The organism is Micromonospora inaquosa, assembly GCF_003857055.1.
In the GTDB taxonomy this organism is placed as follows: Bacteria; Actinomycetota; Actinomycetes; order Mycobacteriales; family Micromonosporaceae; genus Micromonospora; species Micromonospora inaquosa.
On record NZ_QGSZ01000150.1, the window covers coordinates 13,443 to 31,194 of the forward strand.

At 65.4% G+C, this 17,752-nt stretch carries 10 protein-coding genes and 2 pseudogenes; 10 read left to right on the top strand and 2 right to left on the bottom strand.

Going from position 1 to position 17,752, the window contains the following annotated elements; all coding sequences use genetic code 11:
• Window positions 1-230: 230 nt before the first annotated feature.
• The gene (locus DLJ59_RS06805) at window positions 231-1,376 is read right to left on the bottom strand and encodes a tyrosine-type recombinase/integrase (protein ID WP_124771655.1); all 1,146 of its coding nucleotides are present in this window, start codon (window positions 1,374-1,376) and stop codon (window positions 231-233) included.
• 1,328 nt (window positions 1,377-2,704) lie between these two features.
• On the opposite strand from DLJ59_RS06805, the gene fxsT reads away from it, so the two are divergent.
• On the top strand, window positions 2,705-5,170 hold the full coding sequence (fxsT, locus tag DLJ59_RS06810; protein WP_208648573.1) for an FxSxx-COOH system tetratricopeptide repeat protein: 2,466 nt from the start codon (window positions 2,705-2,707) through the stop codon (window positions 5,168-5,170).
• Window positions 5,171-5,376: 206 nt separating this feature from the next.
• On the opposite strand, the gene DLJ59_RS06815 is transcribed toward fxsT, so the two are convergent.
• Window positions 5,377-6,864, bottom strand: a complete 1,488-nt coding sequence (locus tag DLJ59_RS06815; RefSeq protein ID WP_124771656.1) for a hypothetical protein — start codon at window positions 6,862-6,864, stop codon at window positions 5,377-5,379.
• 154 nt (window positions 6,865-7,018) lie between these two features.
• Here DLJ59_RS06815 and DLJ59_RS06820 point away from each other — a divergent pair, with 154 nt between their 5' ends.
• From DLJ59_RS06820 to DLJ59_RS06860, 9 genes and pseudogenes are all read left to right on the top strand, one after another.
• Entirely contained in the window at window positions 7,019-7,348 is a 330-nt protein-coding gene (locus tag DLJ59_RS06820) for a hypothetical protein (RefSeq protein WP_124771657.1), read from the top strand.
• 431 nt (window positions 7,349-7,779) lie between these two features.
• Window positions 7,780-9,066: an IS256 family transposase gene (locus DLJ59_RS06825; protein WP_124771658.1), complete on the top strand. Its 1,287-nt coding sequence runs from the start codon at window positions 7,780-7,782 to the stop codon at window positions 9,064-9,066.
• A gap of 91 nt (window positions 9,067-9,157) precedes the next feature.
• Window positions 9,158-9,565, top strand: coding sequence for a hypothetical protein (locus DLJ59_RS06830; protein ID WP_124771659.1), 408 nt, complete (start codon window positions 9,158-9,160; stop codon window positions 9,563-9,565).
• A 1,682-nt stretch (window positions 9,566-11,247) separates the two neighbouring features.
• Window positions 11,248-12,510: a tetratricopeptide repeat protein gene (locus DLJ59_RS37240; RefSeq protein ID WP_341869568.1), complete on the top strand. Its 1,263-nt coding sequence runs from the start codon at window positions 11,248-11,250 to the stop codon at window positions 12,508-12,510.
• Window positions 12,440-12,926 (top strand): annotated as a pseudogene (locus DLJ59_RS37245) (transposase); the annotation flags it as partial. The gene DLJ59_RS37240 and the pseudogene DLJ59_RS37245, both read left to right, overlap by 71 nt.
• 302 nt (window positions 12,927-13,228) lie before the next feature.
• Window positions 13,229-14,101, top strand: coding sequence for an esterase/lipase family protein (locus tag DLJ59_RS06845; RefSeq protein ID WP_279635729.1), 873 nt, complete (start codon window positions 13,229-13,231; stop codon window positions 14,099-14,101).
• Window positions 14,094-15,770: an effector-associated constant component EACC1 gene (locus DLJ59_RS06850; RefSeq protein WP_124771662.1), complete on the top strand. Its 1,677-nt coding sequence runs from the start codon at window positions 14,094-14,096 to the stop codon at window positions 15,768-15,770. Before DLJ59_RS06845 ends, DLJ59_RS06850 begins: the two co-directional genes overlap by 8 nt.
• Before the next feature lie 528 nt (window positions 15,771-16,298).
• Entirely contained in the window at window positions 16,299-16,991 is a 693-nt protein-coding gene (locus tag DLJ59_RS06855) for a hypothetical protein (RefSeq protein WP_124771663.1), read from the top strand.
• Window positions 16,992-17,148: 157 nt separating this feature from the next.
• A pseudogene (locus tag DLJ59_RS06860) lies at window positions 17,149-17,631 on the top strand (IS21 family transposase); the annotation flags it as partial.
• Window positions 17,632-17,752: the final 121 nt, after the last annotated feature.

Sequence of the window (17,752 nt, forward strand, 5' to 3'; positions counted from 1 at the left end):
CCCCCTAAGGTCGTGAGCACGCCGGAGTCGGCGTCAGTCCTCACGATGCGGGCAACCGGTTGTCTGAGGCGTTCCCATCGTTAGCAGCCCAACAAGCAACGACATCAGCAATAGCAACCACGTGGTCAGACCCCTGCTCGAGGCCGGGACACCGGCCGACTCGAAGTCGGAGGACAACAGGCTGTACAGCTGGAGACGAAGCTAGGTGTGAGCAGGCGTTTCCAGCACGGCTACGCCCTGGGTGACCAACTTGCGGCGTCTCCGAGCACCGCTTCCATCAGCTCCGCGGCCTTCCGTTCGCTCTCCGGCAACACGTGGGTGTAGACCTCTCGCGTCGTGCGGCTGTCGGCGTGACCAAGCCGCCGCTGCATCACGTGCTCGGGAACGCCAGCGTCAGCGCCGGTGGTAGCGGAGGTGTGCCGCGCATCGTGGAGAGAGATCACCGGAACGCCAGCGTCGGCACAGGCCTTCGCCCATTGGTCGGTGAAGTACTTCGGGTAGTACGGCTCCCCGTCTTCCCGGCAGAACAGGTAGCCGCCGTCGTGGTACAGGACTCCGGCATCGACCTTCTCGGCGTCCTGGCGCGTTCGGTGAGCGTCCAGCTCCGCTACCAGGGCTGGCCCGAGCGCTACCGCCCGCTTGCTCTTGCCCTTGGGTGACTTCTCGACCACGCCGTTGCTGGTCGTGGTGCGCTGCCAGTGCAGCAGCAAGACACCGCGATCGAGATCCACGCGCGGCCACTTAAGACCGGCAAGCTCCCCTCGCCTAGTGCCGACGACGATCGCCAGCACCCAGGCGGCACGTAGTCGGTGATCGGCGTGGTACTTGAGGAATTTCGCTGACTGCGCGGGCGTCCAGACGCCCTTGCGCCCCATCGTCTCCCGCTCGACCTGCCGAGGTTGCCGCACACCGTCGATGTTGACCCCGAGGTCGCTCAACGCCTTCATCATGACCCGGTGCACGATCCGGACGGTGGTCGCCGACAGCGGGCCGCCGTTCTTGCCACCGCTCTTCAGCAGCTTCTTGTACAGCTCGTGAATCACTCGCTTGTCGAGGGCGTAGAGCTGCCGCGCGCCGATGTGCGGAACCACGTAACAGCGCATGATGTCCCGGTAGTTGCTGAGCGTCGTCTCCTGGACATCCAGTTCGCGTTCGTTGAGCCAGCTCTCCAGCTCGGCGGCGACGGTGCCGTCGGCTCCGAGGTCTGCTCCGCCGTAGGCGGCGCGTGCGTCCTGCTCCGCCTTGAGGGCAGCGGCCTGGTTGGGGAACCCCTGCCGCTTGTGCTGGCGGCGCCGCCCGTTCGCGTCGGGCGGGAGGTCGATGATGAAGAACCAGCGGGTCTGGCCGTTGGCGAGGCGGTAGTTGTAGACAGCCATGAGGCTGCACCTCCGCAGTAACGGGATCGAGGGATGCAACCCACGTTAAGCGATCTCCGTTACCGCCAGCGTTACCGCAAGATCACACATGATCTTCTATATCCGCTGGTGAATACCAGTCGGGACGGCCGGATTCGAACCGACGACCCCTTGTTACCATCCGTAACCATCTCAACCTTGTCATTAACTGTCAGAAATAAGCGCTGAGCTGCACGGACACGATCAGGCGATGATCGCTACTTGTCACTGGTTGTCAACCACAGGCGGGGTTTTCGGGGGGTAAACGGGGGCCAACAGGGCGTCGCCAGCCATCGCGCCCAACTGACGGTCGAGCAGTCGGCGCACGTCGATATCCACCAACCCGCTGGACAGCAGCGTCGGAACGTACCAGCGCACAGCGGGCACCCGTCAACCCGCCGGCATCAGCGGGAACGGGGAACCGGGGAGCGACCGAGCACACCACGGTCTAGTGCACCCTGCGCCGCACCTGCTCAGGCTGGTCGGTGAGGTGCTACGACCTGGTCCCGGCGAGGTCGTGATGCCTGCCGAGACCGCGGCCACCCCGACGCCGGCGTGGTCCGCCGAAGGGTCATGGGACGGCGAGCAGGCATGCGCGCCTTACCGGCACAAGCACGAAGCCCTGCAGGTATCGGTTGCCCGTCCGCGACAACGAGACCGGGCTCGTCGGGTACGGCGACGCCTGACAGACCCCTCTCCTCCGCGCCAACGTCGAGCTCGATATGGCGTGAGCGGGTCGGTGGCCTGCGGACCGAGCCGGCGCCACCTGAACACAGCCGTCGCCAGCAGTCCGGACGGCGACCTCGCCGGCCTGCCCAGTCTGGCCGTCGAGGTCGCCGGTGGCCCAAGGCCCATGTTCGACATGCAAAGAAGGCGACCCTTATGGATAACTTCCTGATCAAGCATTCGCGCGGTACGGGCGCGGGTCCACCGCCGCACACGCCGCAATCGGCGGATCTCCGCCCAGTCCTCCACGCTCAGCACCTCCCGATACTTCCGGAAGGGTTCAAGATTCAACCGGAACCACGGGGTCAGTCTTCAGGCGGCGCCGCCACGAATATGCGGCAAGCCCGTCGACGCAAGGTCATGGCCTCGGTGAGGAGGCACCGGTCAGCCAGCATGGCGGTGGTCAGGCGTTGGCCCGAATCCATCGCATCAACAGGCATGATGGTGAAGTGGCTCGTGGTTTCGATCTTCGACGGGCGCGTCAGAGGCGGCGGGGCTGGTGTGCGCTACCGGCCGTCGTAGTACTGCTGACCCTGGTCGTGTGGTGGCTCGCTGTGGGCTGGCCGGGGTATCGGCCCGGCTGGGTGGCGGTGGAACAGGCCGGATGGGTGGCCGGGATCATCAGCGCGGTGCTGGGCGTGGTCAGCACGGCAGCCGCCGTCTTGGCGTTGCGTGCGGGTCGACCGGCTGCCCGGCCGCAACCAACCTTCGAGAAGCTAGTACAGGTGGGACGGGTGCCCCCGGCGGCGTCCTGGCTGCAGGATCGCAGCCTGCGCTTCGACCTGCGGGCGATGGCGAAACCGAACTCTGCTGTGATGGGTGCGCAGATCCTGGCCGGCATGGGCGGAGTGGGTAAGACGCAGCTGGCCGCCCAACTCGTTCGCCATCTGATTGAGCGCCGGCGGTTGCATCTGCTGGTGTGGGTAACGGCGGCGAGTGAAGATGCAATCGTGGCCCAATACGCCGAAGCCGCAAGCGTCCTCGGCCTCGCCGACGTTGGTGTCGCCCCGACCGATGGGGCCACTCGGTTGTTAGCGTGGTTGGCGCACACCGATCGACGTTGGATGATCGTGCTGGACAACCTTGACAACCCAGCCGACGCGATCGGTTGGTGGCCGCCGATGTCCGCGACCGGCGATACGTTGGTTACCAGCCGGGTCCATAAGGACGCTTGGGGCAGTGACACCCGAAAGGTCATCCCGGTCGGGCTGTTCGAGCCGGCCGAGGCGGTCGCGTATCTGCACAGCGCTGTCGTTGATCCTGCTTGCCGCGAGGGTGCCGCCGAACTGGCGGCTGACCTCGGCTACGTGCCAATCGCGCTGGCGCAGGCCGCCGCCTACATCCGGGAACGGCGAGTCAGCTGCGACAGCTACCGGCACCAGTTCGCCGACCGACACATCCGGCTACGTGCGCTTTTGCCTGACCCCACAGTGCTTCCAGACGAGCAGGCCTTGCAGCTCGATGCGACATGGTCGTTGTCCATCGATGCCGTCGACCGTTTGGAGCCGGCCGGACTTGCCACACCGATCCTGCACCTAGCCGCGCTCCTCGATCCCCACGCCATCCCCGTAGGTTTGTTCACCAGCACCGCAGCCCTTTCCCACCTGACCTGGGCCGCTGCTTGCACCGAGACCGTGACGCCAAACCAGGTCAGACGGTCGCTACAGCGCCTGCACCGCTACCATCTCATTGCGCTTGACGTCGATACCGGCGTGATCCGGATGCACGCACTAGTGCAACGCGCCGGCCGCGACCACCTCGACGCAGACCGCACCCGCTTGGCCGGCATCGCCGCAGCAGACGCGCTGCTTCAGATCTGGCCCGATTCGGAACGCGAGAGCGACGCAACCGCCCTGCTGCGCGCCAATGCCACGGCTCTTCAGCACCACACGGGCAGTACACTTCACACCTCCCGCATCCATCCTGTGCTCATCAGGGCCGGCGTCAGTCTCGGCGGCACGGGGCTTGTCGCTGCCGCCGCGGACTACTTTCGCTGCCTGCACCAGATCGCCCGCGATCGTCTCGGCGCCGATCACACCGACACCCTGGCAACTCGTCACGAGGTTGCCCGCTGGTCTGGCCGGGCAGGGGACGCAGCCGGCGCTGCCACGGCATACGCCGCACTGCTATCCGACCAGCTCCGATTGCTCGGGCCTGACGATCCGCTCACCCTTGTAACCCGCAACAACCTCGCTGTTTGGCGGGGCGCCGCCGGAGACGCGATCGGGGCAGCAGCCGCCTTCGGTGAGCTGCTCGCCGACCACGTGCGGCTTCTCGGGGCCGACCACTCGCAGACTCTGACCACCCGCAACAACCTCGCCTACCAGCGCGGTCAGGCCGGAGACACCGTCGGCGCCACTCGAGCCTTCGCCGAGCTGCTCACCGACTTCGTGCGGGTCCTCGGCCCTGACCATCCCCAGACATTGATCGCCCGCAGTAACCATGCCCGATTCCGAGGTCTAGGCGGGGACGCTGACGGCGCCATCGACGGTTTCACCGAGCTGTTACCAGATGTGCGGCGCGTTCTCGGCCCAGACCATCCCGACACGTTGGCCACCCGTGACCACCTTGCCTACTTCCAAGGCCGGGCCGGAGATCCAGCTGGCGCGGCGAGCGCCCTCGCCGAGGTACTCAGCGACCGGACGCGGATTCTCGGACCGGACCACCCGCACACCCTCGCCAGCCGGCTCAACATCGCCTGCTGCCGAGGTACGGCCGGGGATCATGCGGGCGCCGCCGTCGCTCTCGCCGAGCTCCTTCGCCACCAGATCCGTATCCTCGGACCCGGACATCCCGACACCCTGGTCACTCGCCGTGAACTTGCCTGTTGGCAAGGGCTATCCGGAGACACGGCTAAGGCCGTTCGTGATCTCGGGCAGCTGCTCCAGGACATGCTGCGCATTCTCGGCCCGCACCACTTCGAGACGGTGGCCACACGCCGCGAGCTCAACAGACTCCAGGGCAGAGCAGAGGATCCAGTGAGCGCTGCCGACGCTCTCGCTGAGACGCACAACGACCAGGTGCAGGTCCACGGCCCCGACCGAACCTGACGAATCAGGCCCACTGCGGATCAAGCTGTCGAGTCTCGTCGCGCTCGGCGGATCCTCTCCACCCCTCGGTCCGTTGCTGTCCATTGCGCTCCCGCGCCGGTCGACCAGCTCGTGAGCGTCGACGACACGCTGACCGCGACCTGTGGACCACGGCTCACCCGACTGAGTCGGGGTCCCCACAGGAACCTCAGAGGTTAAAGATCAAGTCAGGCCGCTTGATCCGGTTGGGTGTGGCCGAACGGGAGGCGAGCGAACGCCTGCTGAAGCAGGGGGTTGCGGTCGGTCGGCTCACCGAACTCGTGAATGGCCGCGCCGAGGTCCCAGGTCTGGCGCTCGTCCCCGGCCTGGGTGATGTGTGTGAGGATCTCGGACACGGACCTGCGTTGCCCGATGGCGACAAGCTTCTCGAGGTCACCGACAGAGGCGACGAGGGTCGGCAGGCTGGCGGTAGGCAGGAAATCCCGGGCGAGGCTGTTGGCGATGTACCACGGATCGAGGGTGGCCACGATGCCGATGACGGGCCGGTCCTTCGGAATGTGCGCGAACTCCGGCGCGTTTTTGTTAAGTATGCCGAGGGTGCGGCCGAGCTGCTTGAACGCGTCGCCCAACGTCTGGGTGTATGCCTTGCGGGCGCTGACGTCGGCTGCGCGGGCGGCGAGCGGCGAGCGGGTCGCCTTCGCCTCGATGAGCACGACGAGATCGTCGAACACGACGAACCAGTCGATGCTCTTGAGCTCCTGCCTCTTTTGCATGTACACGACCTCCGAGTGGACGGTGGCGTCGGGCAGGGTCTGGAACTGCCGGCCGACATAGTCCTCAAGCAGCTCGCCGAGGTCTCTGGTGAACGCCGTCCCCCACCGCTTGATCCCGGCGTAGTACAGCTCTAGCGGCGTGAGCCGCCGCGGGATGAGCTGCGGTATGGGCGCGATTAGCCGTCCGTCCGACAGCCGCACGAACGGGCGGGAGGTGAGCGGGTTAAATGCATAGCGGTCCAGGTGCGGCAGAGGCGTCCTGACCGACGCTTCGGCGTCCTCGCGCCGGAACTGGTCCATGTCCCAGGCGAATAGGGAGTTGACGACAGCCAGGATCTCCTCGCGCGGCAACTCGGCAAGCAACTCAGCGAAGTTGATCTGATCCAGCCACCCCGGATTAAAGTACCCGTCGTTGATCTCCGCGCCGGTGGCGAGCATCAACACGATGCCGGCGGCGGTGACCATGTCCGCGCCCACCAGTTCGCGCATCGACTCCTTTGAGATGACCTCAAGGGACTTGCGGCCGGAGTGGTCGTCGAAGAACGCGACCGGCCGGGCAAGCTCCGGCAGGCCGCGCTCGTAGTACGGGAACTGCTCGAAGGCAAGCCGCGCCAGGATGGCGAACGCCGAGTTGAGCGCCGGCACATCGAGTTCGGGGGCGACGAGAGTGTTATGCATGTGGCGGGCCGTGACCAGGTCACGCTCGCGGGGGACGGCCCGCCGATGGGCGTTGCCATGCACGATGGCCGCCTTCGCCACGGCAGCCAGCGCCCACGGCGGCGTCGCGCGGAGCGCACTGTCACCCCGGTTGTCGATGCCGAAGTTCCTCGGGAGGCTCAGGGCCCGCTGAGTGACCGCGACGAGCATGGCCTCCTGGTTAAAGCGGCGCACGAACGACGTGAACTCGCTGTAGAAGAACTCATGCGGCGCTTTCTTGATCACGATAGAAGCATCGCACACTGGAGCATCCACATAATTCCGCCTACACACAGGACGCGGCATCGACACGCGTTCCTCCGCGTCGGCGGGATCGACACGGCGGCCGGCCGGTCCGTAATGCTACGGTCCGGCCGATCTCTGCTGCAGGTGCAGGCGTATGGATCCGGCGGCTACCGACCAGCTACGGCGTTACGTCACAGAATGGCTCAACGTCAGACACCTGGACAGCGTGATCCGGTTCGTGGTGCGCGCGGCCAAACCCGCACCCCATTTCGGCTTCGCGATGGCCGGCTCCGCCGCGGCGAACATGCTCACCTTCATTTGGCTCGCCCGAGGTCGACCGCAACCACCGGCGGCCGTTCCGAACCCGACGGGAGGCAGTTCGCCTTGTAGTTGGATGGTGGAGGGCCTCGGCGAGGAGCCGTTTGACCTCGGGCACGGTCAGTGGGGTCAGTCCGGGCTCGGAACGGTGGAGGCAGGTCGGTAGGCCTGCGGTTTGCGGCTCAGCGCAGTGTGGTTCGGGTAGTTCGAACCGGCGATCACGAAGGTGCGTAGCGGCCCGAACTGGGCACGTGGTCAGAGGTTGGGTGAATCCGGGGTTGGTTGCGGGTTGACGGAAGTGTCGGCGTCGGGATACTCGGTGCCGTGGGCGGAGACCATTGGTGGCAGAGCCCGTCGCTGCGTGACGGTTTGCTCGTCGCACTGGATTTGATCAACGATGCTCGAGCCTCGCCTCGACGTCGGCCCGGCTGGGAGCTGGCTGCATGCGCCGATTACTTCCGGGCGCTCAATCAGCTGGCGAACTGTCTCGACGGCACGATGCCCCCGCCTGATCTGCACTCCGGATCGGGACTGTGGATCTAAGGGTGTTTCCGGCCTGACCCGCCGGGCGTTGTGCCTGGTGAGGAGGGTGCCGTGATGACCGCGACACAGAACGATCAGGCTGGACGTAAGAAGCGGGCCGAGCCGTCGGCTGAGGCGAAGGCCGCCGTCGAGCTGGTCCGGGCGGCCAAGGAACAGGGCTTGTCGCTGACGGGGCCGGAGGGGCTGCTCAGGCAGTTGACCAAGACGGTCCTAGAGACCGCGTTGAACGAGGAGATGACCGATCACCTCGGCTATGCCAAACACGAACCCGACGGCGCCGGCTCGGGCAATATCCGCAACGGCACCAGGGCGAAGACGGTGCTGACCGATAGCACCGGGCCGGTGCAGATCGATGTGCCGCGGGACCGGGCGGGCACGTTCGAGCCGCAGATCGTCAAGAAGCGGCAGCGCCGGTTGTCGGGGGTCGACGAGGTCGTGTTGTCGTTGTATGCCAAGGGTTTGACGACCGGGGAGATCAGCGCGCACTTCGCCGAGATCTATGGCGCCTCGGTCAGCAAGGAGACCATTTCCCGGATCACCGACAAGGTGATCGAGGAGATGACCGACTGGTCGCACCGGCCCCTGGATGAGATCTACGCGGCGGTGTTCATCGACGCGATCGTGGTCAAGGTCCGCGATGGGCAGGTCGCGAACCGGCCGTTCTACGCCGCGATCGGAGTCACCCTCGACGGGGACAAGGACATCCTCGGCCTGTGGGCCGGCACGGGTGGTGAAGGCGCGAAGTTCTGGATGAGCGTGCTGACCGACCTGCGTAACCGCGGCGTGAAAGACGTGTTCTTCCTCGTCTGCGACGGCCTCAAAGGCCTCCCCGAGGTCGTCACGAACGTGTGGCCCCGCACGGTGGTGCAGACCTGCATCATCCACCTGATCCGCAACACGTTCCGGCTCACCTCACGGCGGTACTGGGACGAGATCAAGCACGACATCAAGCCGATCTACACCGCGGTGAACGCCCAGGCGGCCAGGGCGGCGTTCGACGACTTGGCGGAGAAGTGGGGCGGGCGGTATCCGGCGGTGATCCGCCTGTGGGACAACGCCTGGGCGGAGTTCATCCCGTTCCTCGACTACGACGTGGAGATCCGCAAGGTGATCTGCTCGACCAACGCGATCGAGTCGTTGAACGCCCGCTACCGGCGGGCCGTGAAAGCCCGCGGCCACTTCCCCAACGAGCAGGCCGCGTTGAAGTGTCTGTACCTGGTGACCCGATCCCTGGACCCCACTGGAGCAGGCAGAACCCGATGGACGATGCGCTGGAAACCCGCCCTGAACGCCTTCGCCATCACCTTCAGCGACCGCTTCCCAGCCGCTGAAACCTACTAACCAAGATCGCCGGAAACACCTTTAGCGAGACAGCCCCCGCCTCGCCGGATTGTTCTACGCGATCGCCAGCTGAGGTCGAAGCTACAGGGTCTTGACCTACAAGGCCGAGTTGCTGAGCCACTCGATTGAAGCTGACGGCGCGATCAGAGTCCATGATGGTGCGGTGACTGGTGGTAAGAGGGTCCTGGTGTGGGTGGGGCTGTTAACGGCGATCGCGTTGGTCGGAGCCGGAGTGTTCTTCGGCGTGACTCGGCTCGATGACGCTGACAAGTGGGGCGGCGTGGTTGGAGCGGTCGTCGCCCTGCTTGGGTTGCCGATGACGGTGTACATGACCCTGCTGGCTCGGCGCGACACGACCGAAGCCGGTCCGGCGGGCAAAGGTTCAGACGCTAGCCGCCAGGGTACCGGCGACGGAATGCGTCAGCAGGTGCAGGCCGGCCGAGATGCGTACGTCGCAGGCAGGGACCAGCACTTCGGCGGCGGACGTGAGTCACAGTGACCTCGGCTCCTCGGCGAAGCCGTCCAGGGGTCTTCGCGGAGCGCGACGCCTACGTCGCTGGCCGGGATCAACACTTCTATGGGGTGAACGGTTCGGCGTTTATCGTCGAGACCGGACCTGCTCAACGGCCGATGCCGCTGGATGATCTCATCGCCCTGCGGGAGCAGCCGAGCACGCTGCTCATCGCCCGACGGCAGGCGATTCCGTTCACCGGCAGGTCGGCGGAGCTGGCCAACATCCAGACCTGGTGCGACGGGCCGCAGCAGCGCAGGGCTTGGGTTATCCATGCGCCTGGCGGTCAGGGTAAGACCCGGCTGGCCGCGCGCGCCGGGGAGGAAGCCGCCGCGCAGGGGTGGACGGTCGGGTACGCCCGCCATCACGATGACTCGCCCGTCGGTGGTGATCCCGTGTCAGCCGGCGACCAGCCGCTATTGCTGATCGTGGACTACGCGGAGCGCTGGCCGCAGTCCGACCTGCACGCGCTGCTGCGCTATCACGCGATCCACGCCGGCCAGTTGCGGGTCCTGCTGCTCGGCCGTTCGATCGGCTGGTGGCCAGCCACCGCTGTCGAGTGCGACAACCTCGACATCAGCGTCGACCATGAGCGTTGGCCGCCGCGCCTCCTACAGCCGCTAGCCGAGGATCAGATTGACCGCCGGACACTGTTCGACGCAGCCTGCCGCCGCTTCGCCGAGATCTACCAGGTGAGTGATCTGCCGGTGCTGACGCCCGCCGGGCAGTTCAGCGACCCGATCTACGCGCTGACGTTGTCCCTGCATATGGCGGCCCTGGCTGCGGTGCATTCGTACGCCAGCGGCGAGGATCCGCCGCGGAACTCGGCGGATCTGTCGCGCTACCTGCTGGACCGAGAACGCCGCTACTGGAGCAAGCTGCACGGCGAGCAGGGCGTCACAACGGCCGCGCGCACCGTGTTCATCGCTGCGCTCGCCGGGCCGCAGACGGTGGCTGACGGCGTGGCGCTACTAGAACACACCGGCTTGCCGCAGGCAGCCGACACCAGCGCGCAAAAGCTACTCGACGCGCACGCCCGCTGCTACCCACCGAGCACTGGCGGCATCGTCCTGGAACCGCTGTATCCCGACCGACTCGCTGAGGACTTCATCGCCCTGACCCTGCCCGGCCCGCAACCGACAGGCCACGCCGACCTCTGGGCTGCGAACCTGATCACCAGCGCTCGGAACGACGGTGGCCAGATACGCCATCAGCCCGGACAACTGTTTACCCGAGAGCCTCCGAGGCCACCCGAGCAAATAAGCCGGGCGTTGATCTTCCTCGCGGCATCCGCAGCTCACTCTGACCACACCGCTGAACGGCTACGCATCCTGCTTCAGGCCGACCCTGCCCTGGCGATGAACGCTGACGGTGCCGCGCTGGTGGCCATCACGCCTTACCTGGATCTAGGTCTGGCAGCGGACATCGGCCGTCAATTGCCCGACGACCGGGTTGACCTTTACCCGGCTGCTGCCGCACTCGCCGAGCATGTCGTGAGCCTCACCCCCACAGCGGCCCCACCCGAACATCGGGCACTCACCCAAAGCATTCTTTCGTCAGCGCTGGCAAGGGCTGGACGCTGGAAGGAAGCACTGAAACCGGCCGAAAACACCGTAGCAATTTACCGACAACTAACCGATGCCAACTCGGATTACATACCCGAACTCGCCATGGCGTTAGACAACCTTGGCAACCGTCTGGCGGACGTGGGCCGCCAAGAGGAGGCACTGTCCGCAGCCCAGGAATCCGCAACAATTTACCGACAACTAGCCGATTCGACCGAGGCCTACCTAACCAACCTCGCCATGGCACTGAACAACCACGCCGCCAGTCTCGCGGAATCAGGCCGCTGGGAAGAAGCACTGGCTAAAGCCGAAGAAGCCGTAGAAATTTACCGGAAACCCACCAACGCCAATTCCACCCACCTACGGGACTTCGCCATGGCGTTGAGCAATCTCGGCAACTCCCTGTCAGGGCTGGGCCGCCGGGAAGAGGCACTCGCCATGGCCAGACAAGCAGTCGCTATCCACCGACGGCCAGCTATGACGAACCGGGCCTACCTACCCGACCTCGCCGTAGCGTTGAACAACCTCGGCGTCGGCCTGGCGGAGGTGGGCCGCCGGGAAGAGGCGCTAGCCACGGCCGAAGAATCCGTGAAGATCCACCGACAACTAGCCGCCGCGAACCCGAACTACATACCTGAACTCGCCATGGCATTAAACAACCTTGGTGGTCGCCTGATAGAGCTAGGTCTCCGGGAAGAGGCACTGACCCCGACTCAAGAGGCCGTAACGATCCGCCGAGAGTTGGCGATGGTGGACCCGGCCATTTACCAGCCCAAACTCGCCGTTGCGCTGAACAACATCGGCACCGTTCTGGCAGAGCTAGGTCTCCGGGAAGAGGCACTAGCATCAACCCAAGAAGCCGTCACAATCGACCGACAGCTAGCCACAGCGAACCCGACGGCCTATTTGCCCGACCTCGCCGGGGCGCTAACTAACCTCTCAAGCCGCCTGGCGGCGGTAGATCGTTGGGAGGAGGCAATGGCTACGGCCGCAGAGGCGGTAGCCGTTTATCGACAGCTATCAGAGACAAGCTCAGCTGCCCACCTGCCTGGCCTAGCCTCGTCGTTGATGGAATACGCCCGGATTTGCAACGAAATGAAGACGAAACTTCCGGCGGCCCTAGCTGCCGTGACCCAGTCCATAACCATCTATCAGGACCTAGCTGCGCAGCTGCCACGGATTTTTGCCGCCCATCTTATCGCGGCATGCCTGACCTCCGCCGACATATTGGATTGTCTAGGCCAGAACAGTGAGGCCGCGCAAATCCGTCAGAGATGTGCACGAGCTGGCGAGACCCTGGAAAGGGCAGAACAAGCCGCACCGCGCAGACCACCACTGGGCGACGGCCTGGGGCCCGGGGCAGATTAGTCGACGGCTAGTCGTCGGCTTTCCCGAGGATGAGGACATGCGCATCAGCCACGAGCGATCTACCAGGCGCTCTACATCCAAGGACGCGGCGCGATCGAGCGTGAAGCTGCTGGCATGCCGGCGCACCGGCCGGGGCTGCGCAAGCCCCGTGAACGTTCGCGGAACAGGCGCAAGGGCATCACGGGCGATGTCTTGTTGAGCGAGCGACCCGCCGAGGTCGAGGACTGAGCAGTCCCCGTCCACTGGGATGGCGACCTCATGATCGGACTGACCGCTCCGCCATCGGCACCGTCGTTGAGCGCACCAGCCGATACACGCTCCTGGTCCACCTTCCCCGCCTCGAAGGCTACGGAACCGTCCCGCCGGTCAAGAACGGGCCCGCACTCGGCGACGGCGCCATCGCGATGAAAGACGCCGCCCACCGGCGGACATCGACCACGATCCTCGGGGAACACGATACGGCGACCGCCAGCCGCCGGGGTCCGGTCCGGAGCAGGGGGACCGGCTCGCAGATCCGCAGTCTGGCCGGTTTCCTGGTGTGCAATATGGCGGACTCATCGGCCGGTCCCGAGGCGGAGCCCTCAATGGCCGCGTAGGTCCCCGGCTCGCGACCTGCCCCTCACCCTGCCAACTTCCCGAGCCGGTAGTATTCCGGCACGTTGCGTGAACGGGCATCCAACTGCGTGCTACGGAGACGTCATTGATCGACGCGGACCTGGTGCTCATCCACGGTTTCTGGTCGTCGCCCGCCACCTGGGACCAGGTGGCCGAGCGGGTGCAGGCCGACCTGGATCTGCGGGGCCTGCGCGTCCATCGGTTCCGGTACGAGTCGCCGAAGCTGCCGATGCCATTCGCTGCCACCCGGATTCCTGACTACAACGACGTGGCGCAGTCCTTGCGGAGCTACCTCGCTGCGACTGTGTCCGGACGCGACACCGCAATCGTCACGCACAGCCAGGGCGGCCTCATCCTGCAGCGGTTCCTCGCCTGGATGCTGAATGAGGGATATGGGCAGGAACTCGCGTCGGTCAAGCTCGTCCTGATGCTCGCCTGCCCCAACGAGGGCTCGGAGTTCAGCCGGTCCATTCGGAAGATGGCCGGCTTCGGCCGCCACGCTCAGGCCCGCGACCTGCAGGTCCTCAGCTCGGACGTGACCGACGCGCGCCGCACGGTGCTGCGGCAGGTCGTCTACACCGACACGGTGTCCGCCCGGGAGTGCCGCATTCCCTTCCGGGTCTACGCCGGGCGCAGCGACCGGATCGTCACCCGCGCCTCCGCGCAGAGCGTCTTCCCGGAGGCCGAAACCCTACCGGGAGACCATTCCTCAATCCTGCACGCAGCGCAGGCCGACAACCTGACGTTTCCCACCCTGAAACGGCACCTCGTCGAGACCTTCGGCCAACGTCCCGCCATCACCGTCACCGGCGATGGCGCGGTGGCCCCGCCGTCCCCCGATTCCACCGAGCCGGTGAACGGGGAGAACGTGGTGGTGCGATGGAACCCCGACTCTCGTACGGTCGACTTCATCACCACACCGGACGTCGCGCTGTCATGGATCAGGGAACTGCGCGAGGAGCAGCCGGATGAGTAGCGAAGAAAACTACCCGCGGCGAGTGCCTTTCCGCGAGGCCCAGAAAGCGTGGGATGACTTCAGCCGCACAGGGCGCGGCGAGGACCTCGACAAGATCATTACCATGCTCCGTAACACGTTGGTGCACCTACCACCCGGAGCGCCTGAGTGGAACGCCGCCTTCACGAATCTGGGCGCCGCGCTGCTGCGGCGTTACGAGCTTGCCGGGCACGCCGATGACGTCGAGGAGGCAGCTCGGGCTTTGAGGGCCGCAGTCGACGGACTACCGGAGGGCGACCGGCGGCGGGTGCCAGCGTTGACGAATCTGGGCGCCGTCCACCTTCGCCGTTACGAGCTTGCTGGCCACGCCCACGATCTGAAGCAGGCGATCCAGGTGCTCGGCGCTGCCGTCGAGCAGCTGACGGAGACCAACCATGACATCGCAGCATTGACGAACCTCGGCACCGCACTGCTACTCCGCTTTAACGAGTCGGATCACGAAGAGGACGTCGATCGGGCAATGGCGGTGCTGCGGACCGCAGTGGGCCGTCTCCGACCTGATCAGCCGGAATATCTGACGGCCTTGTCCAACCTCGGCGACGCACTACGGGCAAAGTACGAGCGAACGCCTCGACGGCTCATCGACGAGGACGACGGGCAGCTGCGCTCGCTGAGCGTAGAGGCGGTGCACATTTACCGCGAGGTGCTGAACCGACGTCGGCGGCTCCTCGGTGATGATCACAGACAGACTCTCGCCTCGATGAATAACCTCGCGGTCGTACTGCAGAACCAGGGCGATCTCGAGGCCGCCGAGCGCCTGCACCGAGAAACCTACGAACGTGCAGGCCGGGTGCTCGGCCCGGAACATCCCACGACGCTTTCTTCAATGAACAACCTCGCCGGCGTGCTGCAGGACCTCGGCAACCTCGACGGCGCACAGCGTCTTTACGAGCAGACGCTCGCGGTCCGCACCCGGCTATACGGGCCGGATCATCCAAACACGTTGGCGTCGATGCACAACCTCGCGGGTATCTTCCGGAGCACTGGCGACCTCACCGTGGCCCGGCGCATGTACGAACAGGTGGTGGCGGAGTCGCGGCGTCTTCTCGGGCGAAAGCATCCGAGCACCCTGGTGTCAATGACCAACCTAGCCGGAGTGCGACGTGAGCTCGGCGATGTGGCCGGGGCGCGGGAGCTATACCAGCAGGCGCTGGAGGTCTCCGAACTTGTCCTCGGCGCCGACCATCCACGAAGCCGGAGCATTCTCGCTGAGCTAGCTGCGTTGTGGCCACCGGGCGACCCGGCCCAGTACGGCACTTCGCCCGTGGAGACGGAGGTCGCGCTAACGGTGCTTGGCGGAGATTCTGGCGAGGTTCGGTCACTTGCAAAGTGGATTGAGGAGGAGCCGGCGCTGCGTGGCACACTGCGCCTCACCGAGCCGGCACTCGACCCGGGCGCCATGGGCTCGCTCTCTGACACGATCGCGGTCGCGTTTGCTTCCGCGTCGGTTTCCCCGTTCGCCCGGGCGCTCGTGTCGTGGATCCGAGCCCGCCCACGCCGCGCACGGGTGGTAATTACAGCGCCGGACGGCAACCGGATCGAACTCTCAACGAGCGCATTGAACAACATGACCCCGGTCGCTGAACAACATCTCGTCGAAAGCTTGACGACGACGCTACGCGGATCTTGAGGAAGCGCTCAGTAAGGTTTCCAGAAGTTGCCCGGGCGGTCTGCGTGGGAACGAGGAGACTTGAACCCAGAAGAACCTCGTTTCGAGTCTCGTTCAGGGCTTGTCATTGCTTGTCAAAAACTCATGTTACCGTCCGCAACCATCCCGACCATGTCATTGATAACCGGAAATTGAAACCGATCTGCACGGACACAAATCAAGCAGTAGTCGCTGCTTGTCACTGGTCGTCAACGGCAGGCGGGGAGGGTCGGGGGAACGGGATAGGACGACAGGACAACGCGGGGACCCAGCGTCGCCCTGCTCCCCCACCGTCGGGACGTTTCGTCATCAGAAGGCAGCGTGCGCCGGCCCGTCGCGACGAACCTACGCGCGGGCAATGGGGTTCGTGTCGGTGGGGCCGCCGCGAGGGTAAACTACCCCCATTGCGCCCGACCAGCAGCCGCCGCAGGCCGTCTCGTGCTCACCTCCCTGGATGCCTTCTCCCAGCTGCTGGTCTCGGAGGGTGACGTCTAGCGCCAAGATGTAGGTATGGCGCGTGCAGAACGGACACTCCGCGGGCTCGTCCAGAAAGACAGCCCGATTGCCGACGTACTGACCGATGATGTCGCCCACACACTCCCATCGTTCGGCCAACTCTGGGATGCCGTTCAGGCTTCGCTGGATGAGCTATATGCCCGCGACATGGATCTGCTTGGGACGACTGAACGCGCGGTGGTCGGCCGTCTGATGGTCTACCTCGACAGGCACCTTGCTGCCCTGTCGAGTAGTGGCCTAGTGATCGACCAAGACTACGAGCGGGCCGGCCAAGCGACGAAGCGACTGACTGCCCGCGGAATGCCGGACAAGAAGATCGTCCCGGACCTGATCTTTCATCGTCGACGAGACCTGGGACCGACGGGCAACGTGCTTGCGATCGAAGTCAAGACCGACAGGCGAGCGGATGGACGACTCCACGACTTCGCCAAGCTCTCGGTCCTCACCGGTCATGTCACCACGGCAATCGCCTACGGCAAGTACCTGCGCCTACATGGCGACCGTGCTCCAGAGGGGCAGGCAAGGACGGCCGACGTCAGCCTTCCCCTGGGCATGAGCCCGTATAAGTACGGGATATGGCTCCTGCTTGAACCCAGGGGTACCGAGTGCTGGTGGTGGTCGAACGGGAAGGCACCCCAGCCTCTCAACTACATGGCCCCAACATCGGATCTGCCTAGCCCTCCATGAGCTGGGCGAGGTTGGCTGTGACAGGTTCGTTCGGCCCCACCCTGACGGCTTGATCTGGCCCCACCTGGTGTTCGGGCGGATGGTTGTGACGGCTTGATGTGGCCCCACCTTTTGTTGGGGATGGGAAGATCGTCGCGACACCTGCCGAGGAGGCCCGTTGGGGTCGTCCAAGGTGGAGTTGTTCGAGGCGATTCGCCGTGACCGGCGGGTCGACAGCTTGTCGATCAGGGCGTTAGCCGAACGGCATGGAGTGCATCGACGCACCGTTCGCCAGGCCTTGGACAACGCGGATCCGTTGCCCCGCAAGACGCCGGTGCGACGCTCGGCGCGGCTCGATCCGTTGAAGAGGTTGATCGACGCGATGCTGCAAGCCGACCTCGACGCTCCTCGCAAGCAGCGTCATACGGCCCGGCGGGTCCTGGCCCGGCTGGTCGACGAACACGGCGTTGTCGACCTGTCCTACTCGACGGTTCGTGACTACGTGGCCCTGCGGCGGCCTCAGATCGCAGCCGAAGCAGGTCGTGGATTGGAGACCGCGTTCGTGTTGCAGACACATCTTCCAGGGGCAGAGGCCGAGGTCGATTTCGGTGATGTCTGGGTCCGCCTGGCCGGCGTGATGACCAAGTGTTTCCTGTTGTCGGGGTACTCGTTGGAGTGCAGAGGTGAGTACGGCTGATCTTGCAGAGGTCAGGTGTCGTGGTGGGCGCCTTGTTCGTCACGGTGGGTTGCGTTTTGCAGGCGCAGGCGGGTGAGGCCGAGCA

Bases quoted from the DNA above. Each gene is read 5' to 3' on its own strand.
- DLJ59_RS06805 (WP_124771655.1), bottom strand. From the start codon at position 1,376: ATGGCTGTCTACAACTACCGCCTCGCCAACGGCCAGACCCGCTGGTTC.
- DLJ59_RS06820 (WP_124771657.1), top strand. From the start codon at position 7,019: ATGGATCCGGCGGCTACCGACCAGCTACGGCGTTACGTCACAGAATGG.
- DLJ59_RS06825 (WP_124771658.1), top strand. From the start codon at position 7,780: ATGACCGCGACACAGAACGATCAGGCTGGACGTAAGAAGCGGGCCGAG.
- DLJ59_RS37240 (WP_341869568.1), top strand. From the start codon at position 11,248: ATGGCGTTAGACAACCTTGGCAACCGTCTGGCGGACGTGGGCCGCCAA.
- DLJ59_RS06850 (WP_124771662.1), top strand. From the start codon at position 14,094: ATGAGTAGCGAAGAAAACTACCCGCGGCGAGTGCCTTTCCGCGAGGCC.
- DLJ59_RS06855 (WP_124771663.1), top strand. From the start codon at position 16,299: ATGGCGCGTGCAGAACGGACACTCCGCGGGCTCGTCCAGAAAGACAGC.